General features: G+C 48.1%; 12 protein-coding genes, 1 pseudogene and 1 other annotated feature. Of the genes and pseudogenes, 9 read left to right on the top strand and 4 right to left on the bottom strand.

Annotated features, from left to right (window positions below):
• Positions 1–30: 30 nt before the first annotated feature.
• Positions 31–558, bottom strand: coding sequence for a type 1 glutamine amidotransferase domain-containing protein (locus tag B9D94_RS19440; RefSeq protein WP_006209188.1), 528 nt, complete (start codon positions 556–558; stop codon positions 31–33).
• A gap of 566 nt (positions 559–1,124) precedes the next feature.
• Between B9D94_RS19440 and B9D94_RS31560 the strand changes: the two genes are divergently transcribed.
• From B9D94_RS31560 to B9D94_RS19420, 4 genes are all read left to right on the top strand, one after another.
• Positions 1,125–1,286: a hypothetical protein gene (locus B9D94_RS31560; RefSeq protein WP_244892250.1), complete on the top strand. Its 162-nt coding sequence runs from the start codon at positions 1,125–1,127 to the stop codon at positions 1,284–1,286.
• 95 nt (positions 1,287–1,381) lie between these two features.
• Positions 1,382–1,729: a bacillithiol system redox-active protein YtxJ gene (ytxJ, locus tag B9D94_RS19430; protein ID WP_063479020.1), complete on the top strand. Its 348-nt coding sequence runs from the start codon at positions 1,382–1,384 to the stop codon at positions 1,727–1,729.
• 93 nt (positions 1,730–1,822) lie between these two features.
• Positions 1,823–2,833, top strand: coding sequence for a catabolite control protein A (gene ccpA, locus B9D94_RS19425; RefSeq protein ID WP_006209191.1), 1,011 nt, complete (start codon positions 1,823–1,825; stop codon positions 2,831–2,833).
• A gap of 118 nt (positions 2,834–2,951) precedes the next feature.
• The gene (locus B9D94_RS19420) at positions 2,952–3,653 is read left to right on the top strand and encodes a 5'-methylthioadenosine/adenosylhomocysteine nucleosidase (RefSeq protein WP_148247738.1); all 702 of its coding nucleotides are present in this window, start codon (positions 2,952–2,954) and stop codon (positions 3,651–3,653) included.
• A gap of 112 nt (positions 3,654–3,765) precedes the next feature.
• On the opposite strand, the gene B9D94_RS19415 is transcribed toward B9D94_RS19420, so the two are convergent.
• Complete coding sequence (locus B9D94_RS19415) at positions 3,766–4,398, bottom strand: GNAT family N-acetyltransferase (protein ID WP_006209193.1); 633 nt, start codon at positions 4,396–4,398, stop codon at positions 3,766–3,768.
• Between the two features lie 285 nt (positions 4,399–4,683).
• On the opposite strand from B9D94_RS19415, the gene acsA reads away from it, so the two are divergent.
• Positions 4,684–6,408, top strand: coding sequence for an acetate--CoA ligase (gene acsA, locus B9D94_RS19410; protein WP_148247737.1), 1,725 nt, complete (start codon positions 4,684–4,686; stop codon positions 6,406–6,408).
• Between the two features lie 236 nt (positions 6,409–6,644).
• Here the strand turns inward: acsA and B9D94_RS19405 are convergent, their stop codons facing one another.
• Entirely contained in the window at positions 6,645–9,752 is a 3,108-nt protein-coding gene (locus tag B9D94_RS19405) for a penicillin-binding protein 1A (protein ID WP_148247736.1), read from the bottom strand.
• A gap of 144 nt (positions 9,753–9,896) precedes the next feature.
• Positions 9,897–10,174 (top strand) — a binding site (T-box leader).
• Positions 10,175–10,226: 52 nt separating this feature from the next.
• On the opposite strand from B9D94_RS19405, the pseudogene tyrS reads away from it, so the two are divergent.
• Positions 10,227–11,479: pseudogene (gene tyrS, locus B9D94_RS19400) on the top strand (tyrosine--tRNA ligase).
• Between the two features lie 154 nt (positions 11,480–11,633).
• Here the strand turns inward: tyrS and rpsD are convergent.
• On the bottom strand, positions 11,634–12,236 hold the full coding sequence (rpsD, locus tag B9D94_RS19395) for a 30S ribosomal protein S4 (protein WP_063479023.1): 603 nt from the start codon (positions 12,234–12,236) through the stop codon (positions 11,634–11,636).
• Positions 12,237–12,766: 530 nt separating this feature from the next.
• On the opposite strand from rpsD, the gene B9D94_RS19390 reads away from it, so the two are divergent.
• From B9D94_RS19390 to B9D94_RS19380, 3 genes are all read left to right on the top strand, one after another.
• Complete coding sequence (locus B9D94_RS19390; protein WP_036636546.1) at positions 12,767–14,758, top strand: sensor domain-containing diguanylate cyclase; 1,992 nt, start codon at positions 12,767–12,769, stop codon at positions 14,756–14,758.
• Between the two features lie 100 nt (positions 14,759–14,858).
• Positions 14,859–15,686, top strand: a complete 828-nt coding sequence (locus B9D94_RS19385) for a hypothetical protein (RefSeq protein WP_148247735.1) — start codon at positions 14,859–14,861, stop codon at positions 15,684–15,686.
• Between the two features lie 131 nt (positions 15,687–15,817).
• Complete coding sequence (locus B9D94_RS19380; RefSeq protein ID WP_148247734.1) at positions 15,818–16,933, top strand: aminopeptidase; 1,116 nt, start codon at positions 15,818–15,820, stop codon at positions 16,931–16,933.
• The last annotated feature ends 13 nt before the right edge of the window (positions 16,934–16,946 follow it).

Here is a 16,946-nt window from a genome sequence, read left to right as displayed (position 1 = left end):
CTGTTTGTGCATCGTTAGGTTAAGGGGAATCTAGTCACGCTGTGCCAGAGCATCGCAAAAAGCTTTGCCGTATGGCGGCAGGTCCGGTGGGCGGCGCGCCGAAATAATGTGGCCGTCGGTCACAACTGCCTCATCCACCCAGATGGAGCCGGCATTCTCCATATCGTCCCGAATCCCGGGCGTGGAGGTCACCGTGACGCCATCCAGAATTTTGGCGGAGATCAGCACCCATCCAGCATGGCAGATTTGTCCGATCGGCTTTTTGTCTTCGTTCATTTCTTTGACCAACTGGAGCACTTTATCATAACGGCGCAGTTTGTCCGGCGCCCAGCCGCCTGGGACGAGAATCCCGTCATAGTCCTTGCTGTTCAGCTCTTCGAATGCATACTCGGCCTGAGCCGGAACACCATATTTGCCGGTGTATGTTTTTCCTTTTTCAAGCCCGGCAAGATGGACCTCCGCCCCCTCTTCACGGACCCGGTATACGGGGTACCACAATTCCAGATCCTCAAATTCCTCGTCTACAAGCGCTATAACTTTTTTTCCTGTCAGTCTCATGTTATAAGAGACTCCTTTCTCCGCGAATGTTTTGATCTATCCGTATTACGACTGATTACATCTCTTGAGTCTGTATATATTGTAACAAAGATAGAGGGGCGTTTCATAGGAATGACCCGGAAATGAACATTTGGAAACATATCTGGTAAATAAAGCATTATCACAAATTAGCAGGATTCTTTGGTATGATAGTCGAATAGAACTAGTTTAGGTGACAGATTTGTGTCAAGGGACTTTTGGTTTTAGATTACGCGATAGGATTTGGGGTGGGCAATTTGTTCAAAACCTGCAACTGCGGACAATTTATGAAGTTGGAACTAAGAAAGCTGATTCATGAAAGAAAAACTCGAATATGTCATGTTCCTGTTTATGCCTGTCAGGCTTGCAAGAAGTATGAGCTTCTACCTCTTATTAAACCGGATTTACTTCGCTATCTCGCATCGATTAGCAATGAGAGCAGGCGAATAAGCGTCTCGTTTGCAGATGTCAATGAGTCAGCCTATGTTCTACGAGAAGTGTTCCGTACATACGTTGATGATTCTATGGTAGAATTGCAGTCACGCTGCATGGAAGCTTTTGATGACCGAATTAACATGCTGTTGGATCTGTTTCGGTATGCCCAGAACATGGGCGATGATGACTGGATGAGACAAATGGAGGGGCGACTTGAGCAGTTAAGCGCCATAAAATCCCTCATTCCTGAAAACTCCGGTCATTATTCAAGATAATTTTCAGAAAATTTTCGCGGTTGTTGGATTTTTCACGCACTTTTTGTTAGGATAGAGGATAGGAACTTCAATACAATGAAGGGGATGTATATCCTATGGCGACGTTGACGAAAATGACTACTATCGAGGAGTTACGCAACACGCTTGAATCTTCGGAACAGAAGCCCTTGCTGTTGTTCAAACATAGTACCAGATGCCCAATAAGTGCCAAAGCTTATAAGGAAGTCCAGGCTTACCTCCAGGACCGGCCGAACGAGCAGATTGACTATGTATGGATCGACGTCATTGCTGACCGACCGATATCGACTCAGGCTGCGGAAACTCTGAGCACTGTACACGAATCGCCACAAGTTATTCTTGTAAAAGAAGGAGCGCCAGTCTGGCATACATCCCATTTTCATATTACGGCTGAAGCGCTGAAAACTCAATTGGACGGCATCTAGTGCCGTGTCGTTGCACAAAGCAGTAATTTGTCGTATCATAAATTCAATTGGTATTGAACGAATGAAAATCTATTGGCAATGGAGAGAAGGAATTTGACGGTAACCATTTACGATGTTGCGCGCGAAGCAGGCGTTTCCATGGCGACGGTATCCCGGGTTGTAAACAATAACCCGAACGTTAAGCCTCAGACCCGGAAAAAAGTATACGAAGCGATTGAACGTTTAGGGTATCGTCCGAATGCGGTAGCCAGAGGTCTGGCCAGCAAGAAGACCACAACCGTCGGCGTTGTGATCCCGGACATTTCGAACTCGATATTTGCGGAAATTGCCCGTGGTATTGAGGATATTGCTAACATGTACCACTATAATATAATTTTGTGTAATGCCGACAAGCGGAAGGAAAAAGAAATCCGCGTTATCAACACATTGCTGGAGAAGCAAGTGGATGGCCTGTTGTTTATGGGCGGGACTGTGACGGACGAGCACATCCAGGCATTCCAGACATCGGCTGTGCCGATTGTTCTGTGTGCGACAAGCGATGAGAGAGGTTCGTATCCTTCAGTCGATATTGATCATGAGCAGGCGGCATTTGATGCGGTTAGCACATTGGTTCGGCATGGACATCGCGAGATCGCTATGATCAGCGGTACATTGCAGGATCCGGCTAACGGTTATGCCCGTTTTCAAGGCTACAAAAAGGCGCTTGAGGCTGCAGGCATCGAATATCAAGAGGATCTGGTGCGGATCGGGAACTACCGCTATGAGTCCGGTGTTGAAGCTATGAAATACTTCCTGGGACTCAAGAAGAAACCAACAGCGATTTTTGCCGCTACCGATGAGATGGCGATTGGTGCCATTCACAGCATTCAGGATGAAGGTTATAAGGTACCGGATGATTTCTCGATTATCAGTGTAGATAATATCCGGATGGCTTCGATGGTTCGTCCGCAGCTGACAACCGTAGCTCAACCGATGTATGATCTTGGTGCAGTGGCGATGCGTCTGCTTACCAAGCTGATGAAGAAAGAGAACGTGGAGAATCCTCGCGTGATTCTGCCGCATGAAACGATTCTTCGTCTGTCGGTTAGCCATGTGAACGAGTAAGAAAAAGAGTACCAAAGCTTTAAAATTAACACCGAATTAATCTGAAGAAAGCTCCTGGTTTTAAGGGGCTTTTTTCTGGTGGAAATCTTTATGCGCTTTTGAACAGGAGGGACGAAGTATGACAACACAGGTAATCGGCCTCATTGGGGCCATGGACGAAGAAGTGGAGCTGCTGCTTGGTCAATTGGAGAATAAAGTGACGACGGTTAAAGCAGGGGTTACTTATGCTTCGGGGATGCTTCACGGCAAACAGGTTGTGGTTTGCAAGAGCGGGGTGGGCAAGGTTAATGCTGCTGTCACCACGCAAATTTTGATTGACTCCTTTGGCGTTTCGAAAATATTGTTTACGGGTGTTGCAGGTGCGCTGCATCCGGATCTGAATATCGGCGATATTGTCATTTCCTCTTCATGTATGCAGCATGATATGGATGTGACCCCGTTAGGATTTGCCCGTGGCATGATTCCTTATCAGGAGGTATCTGATTTTCCTGCGGATCAATCCTTGATCGAGCTCGCAGAAGAAGCTTGCAAAGAGTTATCTGTTGATCACTATGTGATCGGTAAGGTACTGTCCGGTGACCAGTTCATTGCCAGCCGTGAAACCGTCCAGACTCTCTACGAGGATCTAAACGGAGCTTGCGCGGAAATGGAGGGCTCTGCCGTTGCGCAGGTATGCTATATGAACCGCGTGCCTTATGTCGTGATCAGATCCATGTCGGACAAGGCAGACGGTTCGGCGCATGTCAATTTCCCCGAGTTTACAGTGAAAGCTTCCAGGCGCTCTCACGAAATCGTGAATTATATGCTGGGCAGACTCTAGCAACGAAATAGTATAAAGCGAAACTATCATAGTCTTGCATATCGTAGCGTAGTGCAGGACAATATAAACAAACTCCCCGGGGAATCCGGGGAGTTTGTTTATATTCTATCGATTAATACATGAATCGCTGTCTGAACCGGATGCGGTCGAATTGCTCTTGCGATGATAGCGGCACATGTCGCCCGATTTTGACCATCAGACAGTTGGCCGGGTGGGAACAAATCTCCGGATCATCGGTAGCATACCATTCCATATCGACCACTTTCATTAATCGCTCCATCATTTTGCGGTAATCCCATACGTTAAGGCCGCTTCCCTTGAGGTCCCAATGCCAGTAATATTCTGTGGTGAAGACGATGTACTGCTCCATCTGTCCTTCTTGAAAGGCAGTCTTAATCATCTGCTGCCCAAGTCCCAGCGAACGGTAGTCGTTCGCTACTTCAATAGCACCCAGCTCAATTAAATCTTTCATATTGCCCTCAGACCAGCGTTCCTGCTCATCCGGGTAATGAAAAGTTACATATCCTACGATCATGTTGCGGTCTCTCGTGATGATAATTCTGCCTTCGGGCAGGCCTGCAATTTCCACCAAAGCTTCATGCTGCTCACCAGGACGACGAAAAGCCTTGAGATCAGGGTGCATGGTTAGTTCGGATAGTTGCTCGGGAGGTACAGGGCCTTCGATGATCAGGCGGCGGTCTTCAGGGAACAAAACATGAGACTGGTATACCTTGCAGTGTTCCATCCGTTACGCTCCTTTCAATTCCATACCCTACTTATAGCAAAAAAATAAAAAAATGAAAAGCAATGACAGGCAAACAACAGCTATGATATAATCTTTTCGACATAAAACCTTCACAATTATATCGTACTTAACGATATGTTTCCTTGCGAAATCCAGGGCTTCATTACTCGATGACTGTGACAACATGACGGCCCACCGCAATGTGTAAATCGTATGTTTCATTCAATCATTTTGTAAGCGCTGTCCACTATGAGGAGACGATATGAGAATGAGGAGGATGTTATCATGAATCAAACGCATAGCGAAATATTGCCAAGTGAAGTTTCACATTCCAATATGAAGAGTTACGAGCAGGCACGCTCCGAGTTTTCATGGGACGAAATCGAGAGACATTTTACTTGGTATGAGTCGGGTAAAGTGAATATGGCGTATGAGGCTATTGACCGGCATGTAGCGGAGGGACGAGGAGACAAAATTGCTCTCTTGTATAGCGATGCTTCACGCGAGGAATCTCTTACTTATGCACAATTGAAAGAGCAATCCGACAAATTCGGCAACGTGCTGCGCAAGTATGGTGTCGGCAAAGGAGATCGGGTCTTTATCTTTATGCCGCGTGGTCCCGAACTCTATGCAGGACTGTTGGGGATTTTGAAAGTCGGCGCTGTGGTTGGACCCCTGTTTGAAGCATTCATGGAGACGGCGGTGAAGGACCGTTTGGAGGACAGCGGAGCTGTTGCGCTGATCACTACGCCTGCATTGTTGTCGCGTGTAAAGCGAGACGAGTTGCCTGAGCTGAAGCATATTTTTGTGGTTGGTGAACTGGAGGAAGAGGATCCGCGGCTAGTAAGTTACTTCGAAGAAGTAGAAGCTGCATCCAGTGATCTGGAGCTTGAATGGCTTGAGCGGGAAGATGGATTGATCATGCACTATACATCAGGCTCTACCGGGAAACCGAAGGGCGTGTATCATGTGCAGAATGCGATGATTCAGCATTATTATACCGGCAAGGTTGTTTTGGACTTAAGGGAAGATGATATATATTGGTGCACGGCGGATCCGGGCTGGGTAACGGGTACTTCGTACGGTATTTTTGCGCCTTGGTTGAACGGGGTTACGAATGTTGTCCGTGGTGGCCGTTTCAGTCCGCAGGATTGGTACAGCACGCTGGTAAACAATAAAGTGACGGTATGGTACAGCGCCCCGACTGCATTCCGTATGTTGATGGGTGCAGGCTCGGAGCTTATCGACCAGTATGATTTGAGCAATGTGCGCCACGTGTTGTCCGTCGGCGAGCCGCTTAACCCCGAGGTTGTCCGTTGGGGTCACAAGGCTTATCACCAGCGTATTCATGATACGTGGTGGATGACAGAAACTGGCGGTCAGCTGATCTGTAACTATCCGGGCATGGCAATCAAGCCAGGATCCATGGGACGCCCGCTGCCAGGCATTACGGCCGCGATCCTGGATGATCAAGGGCGAGAAGTAGCTCCGTACACGATGGGGAATCTGGCAATTAAGACTCCATGGCCGTCCATGATGAGAGGAATCTGGAATAACGAAGCGAAGTATGAGGAATATTTCCGAATTCCAGGCTGGTACATTTCAGGTGACTCGGCGTATATGGATGAAGAAGGATACTTCTGGTTCCAGGGCAGAATCGACGATGTTATCAATTCGTCAGGCGAGCGGATTGGACCGTTCGAGGTAGAGAGCAAACTGGTTGAGCATCCGGCTGTTGCCGAAGCAGGCGTTATCGGTAAGCCTGACGTTACCAGAGGCGAGATCATCAAGGCCTTTATCTCCTTGCGTGAAGGATATACTCCTTCTCAGGAGCTCAAGGATGAAATTTACCGTTTTGTGAAGGAAGGATTATCTGCTCACGCAGCCCCTCGGGAAATTGAGTTTAAGGATAAACTTCCGAAGACACGTTCCGGTAAGATTATGCGCCGCGTACTGAAAGCGTGGGAGCTGGATCTTCCTACAGGTGATCTGTCCACGATTGAAGATTAAGCTAAGAATCGATGCAGGGCTGGGAATGAGCACGGTTTCGACCATGCTCGTTCTCAGCCTTTTTAAGAGATAAGGAAGCATAAACTTATAGAGGCCCGTCAACCTGATCCAGCAAGTAGTAACTTCTGTTATATGCGTTCTGTGTTCAGAGATGATACGATGAACTGATTCTAACAAAAAAGCCAGCCCCTCGAACAGGTAATCTGTAAGAGGGACTGGCTTTCTATTTAACGCAACTATTTCTTCTCAAAATATACGGCCGGTGAAGCCGGGGATTCACCGATCGGATTCACAGCAGTAATTCTATAGGTACCGCCTATCGGACCACCAGAGGAATAGTAGAACTCCGTACTCTTGCTAGAGCCAAGAATTTGGTAGTTGCCGTCGCTATTTGGACTGATGTAAATGTTGTAGACCATTACCTCTTCCTCTGGAACATTGCCGCTCCAGCTGGCCGAGAAGCCCTCAGGAGTAGCCACCAGGGTCGGCTGACCCGGTGCAGTCGGTACGGTTGAAGCACCTTCATTCCCGAGTCCAGGATCGATATTGGGATCTTCCTCCGTGATCCCGTCATCCGGATTGTCGATGGTATCATCAGGATTCGTTCCAGTTTCGCCTGGAAGAGGGAATCCTGGTGTGGTACCCCCCACAATTGCACTTGGCTCGGATGTTTTCCCGGCTACATCAACGGCTACAACATAATACGTGGCAAACATGCCGTTAGCCCCAAGGCCTGAGAAGACAAGGCTTTCGTCGCCAAGGATAACCTGACCTTGATGCGTATACGGACTGCCGTTAATGGATTTAAAGAGTCGGTATCCGACAACGTCAGGCGATCCGCTGGCATTAAAGCTTATCGAGCCGCTGCCCATCGAATAATGTACATTTTTCGGTGGAGTAGGGGCTTTGCCATCATCGGTTCTTGGGTCGACCTTGCTTGGCATGCCTTTCTTTGCGTCTTGTGGAAGATAAGATTCTAGAGGTCGCTTATCTCCTTTCATGACTTTCAGGGCATTCTGCAGCTCAACAATCAATTCATCAAGCGGTTTCTCTCGCTTGATTACGATTTGCTCCCTGAGCATATCAAGCGGCGTTGCTTCCTGCGGAATGTAATTTACACCCCGGTAAGTGATATATTTCGCCTTTGCGACACCGTCATCGCTTTCAGTAGGTACAAACTTCGCATTGAACAGATCCGTTACGAATTTGTCCGTTAATGCCGTCGGTATTTTACCGCTGTATGCGGAGACTGTTTTGGAGATAATGCCTTCCGGTTTCTCGAACGTTTTGGTAGGGAACAGGTCCGGTTTGACGTCTGTCACTTCGTTCATGATTCTTGCCCAAATGGCTTGGGCGTGCTTGCGCTGATCGCCAACCAGAGTGTTTTTTTGCTCCTTGTATCCGACCCATACTCCGAGTGTAATGTCAGGCGAATAACCCATAAACCAGACATCCCCGTAATTCTGGGTGGAGCCCGTTTTACCGACAACCGGAACTTCATTAAATTTCTTGTAATTGTCTCTAACCTTGCTGCCTGTACCGTTCGTAATAACGGTTCGAAGCATATCCGTCATGAGATACGCTGTCTGCTCGGAGAATACCTGTTCCGGCTTTACATCGTGCTTGTAGACGATTTTTCCTTTGGAATCCACGATTTTTTCAATCATGAATGCATCGGTGAATTTACCCTGGTTACCGATGGCGCTGTAAGCATTGGTAAGCTCTTCTACCGTTACTCCGTAATGCAATCCCCCCAGTACACCGGTTGAAGCATTATAATCGTCTTCCTCCAAGGTAGTGATGCCCAGCTTCTTGGAAAACTCCCAAGCCTTTTCAATGCCGACCGTGTTGTTAAACAGCTTGAGTGCCACCGTATTGGTCGAATCGTTGAGTGCCTGCCTGGCTGTCATCAATCCTCTGTACCCGGTGTACGAGTTTTTAGGGATGTGGTACACCTTGCTGTAGTCTTTTAATATGATGGGTGAATCATCGACTACGCTCGCAGGCTGGAGTGCCCCTGAATCCAGTGCCGGTAAATAGGCGGCAATAGGTTTCATGGCAGATCCAGGTTGTCGTTTCATTTGCGTAGCATAGTTCATTTGTTCGGTGTTGAAATCCCTGCCCTCGATCATACCGAGAATGGCGCCGGTTTTGTTGTCAATCATCATGGCGGAGGTCTGTTCCATTCCTTTTTCCGCGCTGTCAGGCAGATAGTTGCTATCATCCTCCGCAATGGTGCGCATCGTTTTGTACAATGTACGGTCAATCGTTGTGTAAACACGGTAACCGCCGGTACTCAGCTGAGTTCTGGAAGCATCCATAAGCTCTGAGTTCCCTTGGGCGCCTTTTGCGTTCTCATCCGCTTCCTGACCCAGTTTCATCAGAATATTCGATGCTTGGCGTTCTACTTCCATCATGAGATAAGGATAAGTCACATAAGCCTTCTGCGTGCGAGGGGCAAGTGATTGTTTGATATCAAATGCTTTAGCCTCTTCATATTGAGCTTGGGTTATCTTGCCTTCCTCGAGCATGCTCGCCAATACCCGGTGCTGGCGGTTCACCGCGCGGTTGAATGCCTTCTCATCAAATTCTCCCTTGCCGTTGAAGGCAGAGTAGGAGGATGGAAGCTGCGGAAGACCTGCCAAATATGCTGCTTGAGCAACGTTCAGGTCATTCAAATTGTTGATGTTGAATATCCCTCGAGCGGCGGCCTTGATGCCGAACAACTGGTATCCGCTTGAGCCGTTACCGTAAGGAACCTTGTTCAAGTAAGCTGTTAGAATTTGATCTTTACTTAAAAAACGTTCCATACGCATGGCCAGCAGCATTTCCTTAACCTTGCGGTTGTCGGTTTTATCGCGACTTAGGAAAGTTAGCCTGGCGAGCTGCTGTGTCAAGGTACTGCCGCCGGTTTGGACCGGCTCATTCAGCACACGTTCCTTTACGGCGCGAGCTGTACCTTTTATGTCAACACCCTTATGTGTATAAAACCGGTTGTCTTCTATAGATACGACGGCATCTTTAACAAGCTGGGGGAGCTCCTTGAACTCCACCGGTCGTCTGTCTTCTTCGGTTCTAAGCTGTCCTATCGGTGAGCCATCCGCGAAGTAGGCGAAGCCGGTTATGGCATTATCGTTCATCGTGTTCTCGATGAGCGCTCTTGATCTTACTGGCTCATTCTCAACGATAGAGGTTACATAGCCGGCTACGGCTCCTCCGGCGAACAAAGCGCCCATCAGACCTACCACAAAGAGCCATCCGATAACGGATCCGAAAACCCGCAGAAAGGACCGTTTGCGCGGTTTTTTCTGTTTCTCAGGCTCCTGTTTTTTCTCCTCAACCATGAATGTATACTCCTCCTTTTAACGCACCTATTATAGCATAAATCGAAGGTTTTGAATCATGTGTACACGTATAGCGTGTCCTTTTTTGAGGAAGTTTGACTTTTTCGCAAAGCCTATGTTACAAATAATGCAAAGTTCATATCGAAAAAAGCGTTGAAGGACTCCAGTAGAAGGCGGATCCTATCGTTTCAGAGAGTCGGTGGCTGGTGCAAACCGATAACGATACCCCTTTGAATTACCGTCCAGAGCTGTCCGGGGGAATAAGAGCTGCGTATTTGGTGCACAGCTGCTGTGTAGTCCGGTTCCGGGATGACAATTTCGTTATGGTAATGAAGTGAAAATCCGTTTTTTTGCGCGAAGGTTTTGTGTGAAGATGGGTTTTAATTAGGGTGGTAACGCGAGCGCTCCTTCTCGTCCCTTGGGATGAGAAGGGGCTTTTTTGCGTTTCATAATAGAGAGGAGGCGTGCTGAAACATGAAGTGGGAACTATTGTCAATGGTACAGCGGCAGGAGGTAGAGCGTCAGATGGAGGTCATCTCCCGTGGGGCCGTGGAGATCGTTCCGGAAGATGAGATGAAATATAAGGTGATGCTATCGGTCGTAACCGGCGAGCCGCTGCGTGTGAAGCTGGGAATGGACCCGTCTGCGCCGGATCTTCACGTAGGCCATACCGTCGTGCTGCAGAAACTGCGCCAGTTTCAGGAGCTTGGTCATCAGGTGCAGCTCATCATTGGCGACTTTACCGGCCGAATCGGGGATCCAACCGGTAAATCCGAAACGCGTAAGCAGTTGTCGGAAGAAGAAGTGAAGCATCATGCGGAAACGTACAAAAAACAAATTTACAAAGTGCTGGACCCTGATAAAACAAAGATATACTACAATTCCGAGTGGCTCGCACCGATGACTTTTGCAGAAGTTGTCAGTTTGTCGGCAAAGGTAACCGTTGCACGTATGCTGGAGCGTGATGATTTCACTAAACGTTACCAAAACGGGCTGCCGATCAGTATTCACGAGTTTTTTACCCGCTGATGCAAGGGATGGATTCCGTTGCGCTTAAGACCGATGTAGAGCTTGGCGGTACAGATCAAAAGTTCAACCTGCTAATGGGGCGTACTTTGCAGAAGGAGTATGGCACAGAGGCGCAGGTTGCGATCACAATGCCGATTATCGAAGGACTTGACGGCGTGCAGAAGATGAGTAAAAGCCTGGGCAATTACATCGGAATCGATGAAGAACCTAACGAAATTTATGGCAAAACCATGTCCGTTCCGGATGAGCTCATGCTGAAATACTATAGGCTGGCTACCGATGCAAGAAACGAGGATTTGAACAAGCTGGAGACAGGGCTGCAGGACGGAAGTGTACATCCTCGGGATGCCAAAATGGGGCTGGCGCACACTTTGGTACGTATGTATCATGGAATGGAAGCAGCGGATGCTGCCCAGCAGCATTTTGTAACCGTCTTCCAGCAGCATGCTCTGCCTGAAGAGATTGAGGATTTCGTTGTAGCCGAAGAGACACTGGAAAACGGCAAGATTGGTTTGATCAAGCTGCTCACGCAACTTGGCTTTGCGGCTTCGAACGCTGAGGCCAGGCGGTCAATCCAGCAGGGCGCTGTAAAATGGAATGAAGAGAAATGGACTGACATCTATGGTGAAATCACTCCTCAAGATGGCGATATTATTCAGGTGGGCAAACGTAAATTTGCCAGATTAAAGCTTTCTTAAAACAAAGGCACAGTAAAGTACGTGATCACAGAGAGAAAAGACACAAGACGGTCTTACACTCTGTTGGGTATCGGATGAATCAAGAGGGTCCGTATTTAGGCATAAAAAAACCTGAAGGCAGGAGCCTTCAGGTTTTTTGAGTTCTGCGTTAATCTTAACGGTTGTAGAACTCGACGATTTGTTTCTCGTCGATATCTTGGGAAAGTTCGGAACGCTCTGGAAGACGGATGTACTTTCCTTCCATTGAAGCTTCATCAAACTCGATGTAAGCTGGAAGATGTACACGGTTAGCCAAAGCTTCCTTAATGGAAGAGAGGCTGCGGCTTCTTTCACGAAGACCGATAACATCGCCTGTGCTTACAGCGTAAGAAGCGATATCGACTTTCTTGCCGTTCACAGTCACGTGACCGTGAGCAACCAATTGACGAGCGCCTGCGCGGCTGTTGCTGAAGCCAAGACGGTAAACCAGGTTGTCCAGACGGCTCTCAAGCAGGAACATGAAGTTCTCACCAGCAATACCTTTCATGCTAGTTGCTTTGTTAAACAGGGTTTTAAATTGCTTCTCGCCCAAGCCGTACATGTGACGCAGCTTTTGCTTTTCTTGAAGCTGCATACCGTAGTTGCTTACTTTTCTCCGTTGGTTAGGACCATGCTGACCTGGAGGGAAAGGGCGTTTTGCCAATTCTTTACCTGTACCGCTCAGGGAGATTCCCAGACGACGGCTTAATTTAAATTTAGGACCGGTGTAACGTGCCATGTTATATAGACTCCTTTTTAATTAAAGTTTCATTAGGGCTCTATTTGCGCCGTATTTGTTTACTCTAACCCGTGATTTCCGGAAGATCTGTCAGGAAAGTTCAGCCGCTGTCCTGTCAGTAACAAATAACGTGAGGGTGACACAACCCGCCCAAATTCATCGAATGCATTGCATTCTTACTCAACAATAAATATTATATGAAGTAATGATATAAAGTCAAGTTCAACCTGTAACTTACCATTTCTTGTTTTTTGTCTAAATTTGTCGATAGGACCATGGACCTAAAAATATTGTGAAAAACGCATAAATTTTAATGCAAAAATGGGTAGAAAAGAGTAAGATATTAGTGAATTAAGTAGTCGCATTTATCTAGTTACATAACGGAACGTTTTCGGTGATTATACTCCCCAACATGTTGAACAGCTGGGTTACCGCAATCTAAAAGCGGCAGCACTAATGGATCCTTACATTATGAATCGGAACGCCAGTCTTGGATAGGCCTTTTATAATGGTGCAAAGGAGCGCCCAATATGTCAGAAGAACAACGGAAAGTGTACGAAAGCTCTCCCGGTTCTGTGGTCATGTTCAATGATTCCGGGCCTATTCCGGGAAATGAGCCTTGTCTTTGGCTTCAGGGCTTGGATATTACACCCCATGATTTCCCTTACCTTCAGCCTCTCATAACAGACAGCTATATGGAGTGGCAGAGAGAAAGTGCAGGCACACAAGCGATGAAGAAATTCAGCTGGGCCCTTCTTTCTCATGAGGGGACTTGGCTGACAGGGGCACCTGAAATAAGAGAATACCTTTATGCGAGCGAAGACGATACGCTATCGCATACTATGATTGCTAAAGAAGCCGCGGCAGGTATGGGTAAGGAGTCGTTTGAGGGGAGAGTGCTATGCTCTGTTCCGCTGTTCACCCGTGTTCATGGCGATTTGTTTGGGGTGCTGGTCTGCGTCTCTACAGATGCCATGGAACAGGAGCAGTCGCTTATGCTGGCAGAGAGTCATGCCTTGTTGTTTCGCTCCTGCTTCTATCGCCAGCTCGAATACATATTTGCTGATGATCTGGAGAAAGTTCATTCCCAGGCGGAGCGCGAAGTTCATCGCCGTTCCATTTTATTTCAGTATGTAAAGCGGATGCATGTTCAGATTAATGTGGACAACGTGCTTATTGAGGCCATTGATAGTGTCCTGGCTCTGTATCCTAGGGCGAAAGTCGAATTGTTTATGTCCCAGGATCATGAAAGCGGGCATCCGCTGGTGCGTCCCTTGCTTCTCCATCACTGGCAGGAGGAGGTCTACGTCCGAACATTTATGGAAGGCACCTTGACGATCCGTGAACATGAGCCTCCTCATCCTATAGTGGAGATCGGGATTCCAATGGGGGGCAAGCAAGGAGTTTACGGCGTGCTTCACGTGGAAGTGGACAAGTCCGAACTGCCGGACATGGATTTGGAATTGCTCGGCATGATGGCCGATGCGGCGGGTACAGCGTTTGAGAATGCCAAGCTGTACGAGCAGTCCAACCTGATGATCCACGAGCTCCGTATGATTAATGAGCTGACGCAGCGCCTGAACAAAAGTTTGCATTTGGCGGAAATATTCCAATTTGCCAACCATGAGCTGCTCAAAATCCTGGAGGCGGATTATTGCTGCATTCTGATATACAACGAGGAGCTTGGCGGCCTTGAAGTGGTGTCCTGCAACGCCGAGTGGCTGGCGAAGGAGGTCTTTGAGAAGGATTACGGTCTGGGCGGTCTGGTCTATCATTCGAAGGAGCCGCTCATTCTGTCGGATTATCATGAAGAACGTCCGGCGGAGTCGAGACTGATGGACAGCACGAATTCAAGCTCGATGATTGCAACTCCGCTGACGGTTAACGGCGAGGTTCGGGGCGTGGTTCTCTTAACACACGCGAAGCGGCATTATTTCTCATATGACAGCTATCGTCTGCTTCAAGCGCTTACAAGCCATATCGGTCTGGCAATCGGGAATGCCTTTTTGCATGCCGAGGTGCGACGAATGGCGAATCGGGATATGCTGACTGAACTGTATGCAAGACATTATCTTGATGAGATGATTCATGAATGTCAAAACCGAGATTTTTGCGGTTCTCTGATTGTTGTGGATATCGATGAGTTCAAGCTGGTTAACGATACGTTTGGCCATCAGAGAGGCGACAAGATCCTGAAGCAGGTCAGCAGCATTGTGAAAAGTACCATTCGACACAGCGATATTCCTGCCCGTTGGGGCGGCGAGGAACTGGCGGTGTATTTGCCTGGACTCGGCATTCAACAGGCAGTGCAGGTAGCTGAGCGTATTCGTTTAAGGGTGGCGGAAGAGACCGATCCGAGAGTCACGGTTTCCTGCGGCGTTTCCGAGTGGAACTGGACCAACGACAAGATCAGTGTGGAATCGCTCTTCTATCGAGCGGATATGGCGCTGTACGAAGCGAAGAATAGCGGGCGCAACCGGATCGTCGTGGAGAGGGCGGGAGCCGAGATTGCTTTGGACTAACAACTCTGCAGCTGAGTGGCTGCAGGGTTTTTTTTGTAATCTGAATAATGTCATGAGCCGCGGATAGCCTAAGAGCAAGATCAACGAGAGGCTGATGATTATGAGAATGAGGAAATTATGGACACTCATGGGAATGATTTTGCTCATAAGCTGCTTAACGGGATGTGCCTGGCAGGAACAGCTGTCCGCCGAAGAATCGTTCAATCGTGCCCTTTCGGGACTGTCTGGCATCGACAATTTCTCATTTCAAGGGGAGGCGGCGATTCGGAGCGAGGAGAATGGTCCGTTTCAGCAAAGTATGGCATTTGAAGGGCATTTGCAGCATCACAAGGATTTAACGTTATCGTCAAAAGGCGAGGCCGCGAAGCTGCTTCAAGAAAAGGGACCGGCGGATTCGATATATAAAGCAGATGGGCTTAAAGTGACACTTAAGCGCAGGCAAGGCAGGTGGAGCACACTCTCATCACAGGGAGCTGACGAAATGTGGATGACCCGCCTCAATCCGTTGGAATTGCTGGAGTATTTGGGTAATTCGGAGAAGACGGTGACTCAAGAGCTCGGCGCGGCAAGAGGGACGAAGGTGCTTCGAATCGAATTGTCCCCGGAAGCGGCAGCCGAGATGGCATATGGCTCCTTGGATGAACAGATGAAGGTGCTGGCAGAGCGGATTGAGCGTAAAGGAGATCCGCTATACAGCGACAATCCCAAGGTGCGTAAACAGCTGAAGACCGTGTGGGAAAGAGATTATAAAGAGATGAGGAATAGGCTGCAGAAGGCGGATGCTCTTTCCGTAAGTCATTTGACAATTAACAGGAAAAACCATCTTCCAGCCAAATTAACGATGGAGCGAAAGCTTTCATTTATAGATAGCCACGGCAAGACTCGGACGGAAACACTCTTGTCTGAAGTTACATTTACCGGCTATTGACATAAGTGACGTGAAAATATTTTTCACGTGGAGCGCTGACGCAAGCCGGCTTCCATGCTACAATAATCTATAAATTTACCGCTGTTCAATTATTGAAGTAGGGAACAGTCAACACAAGGAGGATAAGACATATGCGTGATCCCAGAATTCAGAAACTGGCTCAGAATCTCGTGAATTATTCCGTAGATATGCAGCCGGGAGAAAATGTGCTCATCGAGATGATCGGATCGGAGCGTGATTTGCTGAATGCGATCATTGAGGAGGTCGGGAATCAAGGAGGCCGTCCGTTCGTACAGTTGACCGACCGCACGGTTCAACGCGCCATGCTGAAGAATGCCAACAAGGAGCAGCTGGAGCTGTGGGCCGAGTTGGACCTGGAGCGTATGAAACAAATGGATTGTTACATTGGCATACGTGCAGGCGAGAACGTCAACGATATGGCTGACGTGCCTGAGGAGAATATGAAGCTGTACAATGCGCTTTATTCCCACCCGGTACATAGCGAAGAGCGTGTCAAGCGCACGAAATGGGTAGTTCTCCGCTATCCTAACGCCAGTATGGCGCAGCTCGCCAACACGAGCACAGAGGCATTCGAGGATTTTTACTTTGATGTCTGCAATCTGGATTATTCCAAAATGGACCGTGCCCAGGATCCATTGGCCGAGCTGATGAGAAACACCGATAAAGTTCGTATTGTCGGACCCGGTACGGAACTCAGCTTCTCGATCAAAAACATCGGTGCCGAAAAATGCTCCGGCCAGAAAAATATTCCGGACGGCGAAGTGTACACGGCTCCTGTTCGCAACTCTGTTAATGGAACCATCTCTTACAACACGCCGACTTTGTATAACGGGGTAACCTTCGAAAATATTAAATTCCGCTTTGAAAACGGGAAAATCGTAGAAGCAACGGGCAGCGACACCAAGCGTCTGAACGAGATTTTGGATTCGGATGAGGGTGCAAGATACATCGGTGAGTTTGCCATCGGTTTTAATCCGTACATTTTGACGCCGATGAAAGATATTCTGTTCGATGAGAAAATCGCTGGAAGCCTGCATTTTACGCCAGGTCAAGCATATGATGTAACAGACAACGGCAACCGCTCCTCCATTCACTGGGATCTGGTTTTAATCCAGCGGCCTGAGTACGGCGGCGGGGAAATCTACTTTGACGATCGTCTGATTCGCAAGGATGGTATATTTGTGATTCCAGAACTCGCAGCGTTAAATCCGGAAAATCTTAAATAGATTGGAAAAAATG

Origin of the sequence: Paenibacillus sp. Cedars, assembly GCF_003184205.1 — a bacterium.
Taxonomy (GTDB): domain Bacteria; phylum Bacillota; class Bacilli; order Paenibacillales; family Paenibacillaceae; genus Paenibacillus_AQ; species Paenibacillus_AQ glucanolyticus.
This window is presented reverse-complemented; position numbering and strand designations above follow the sequence as displayed.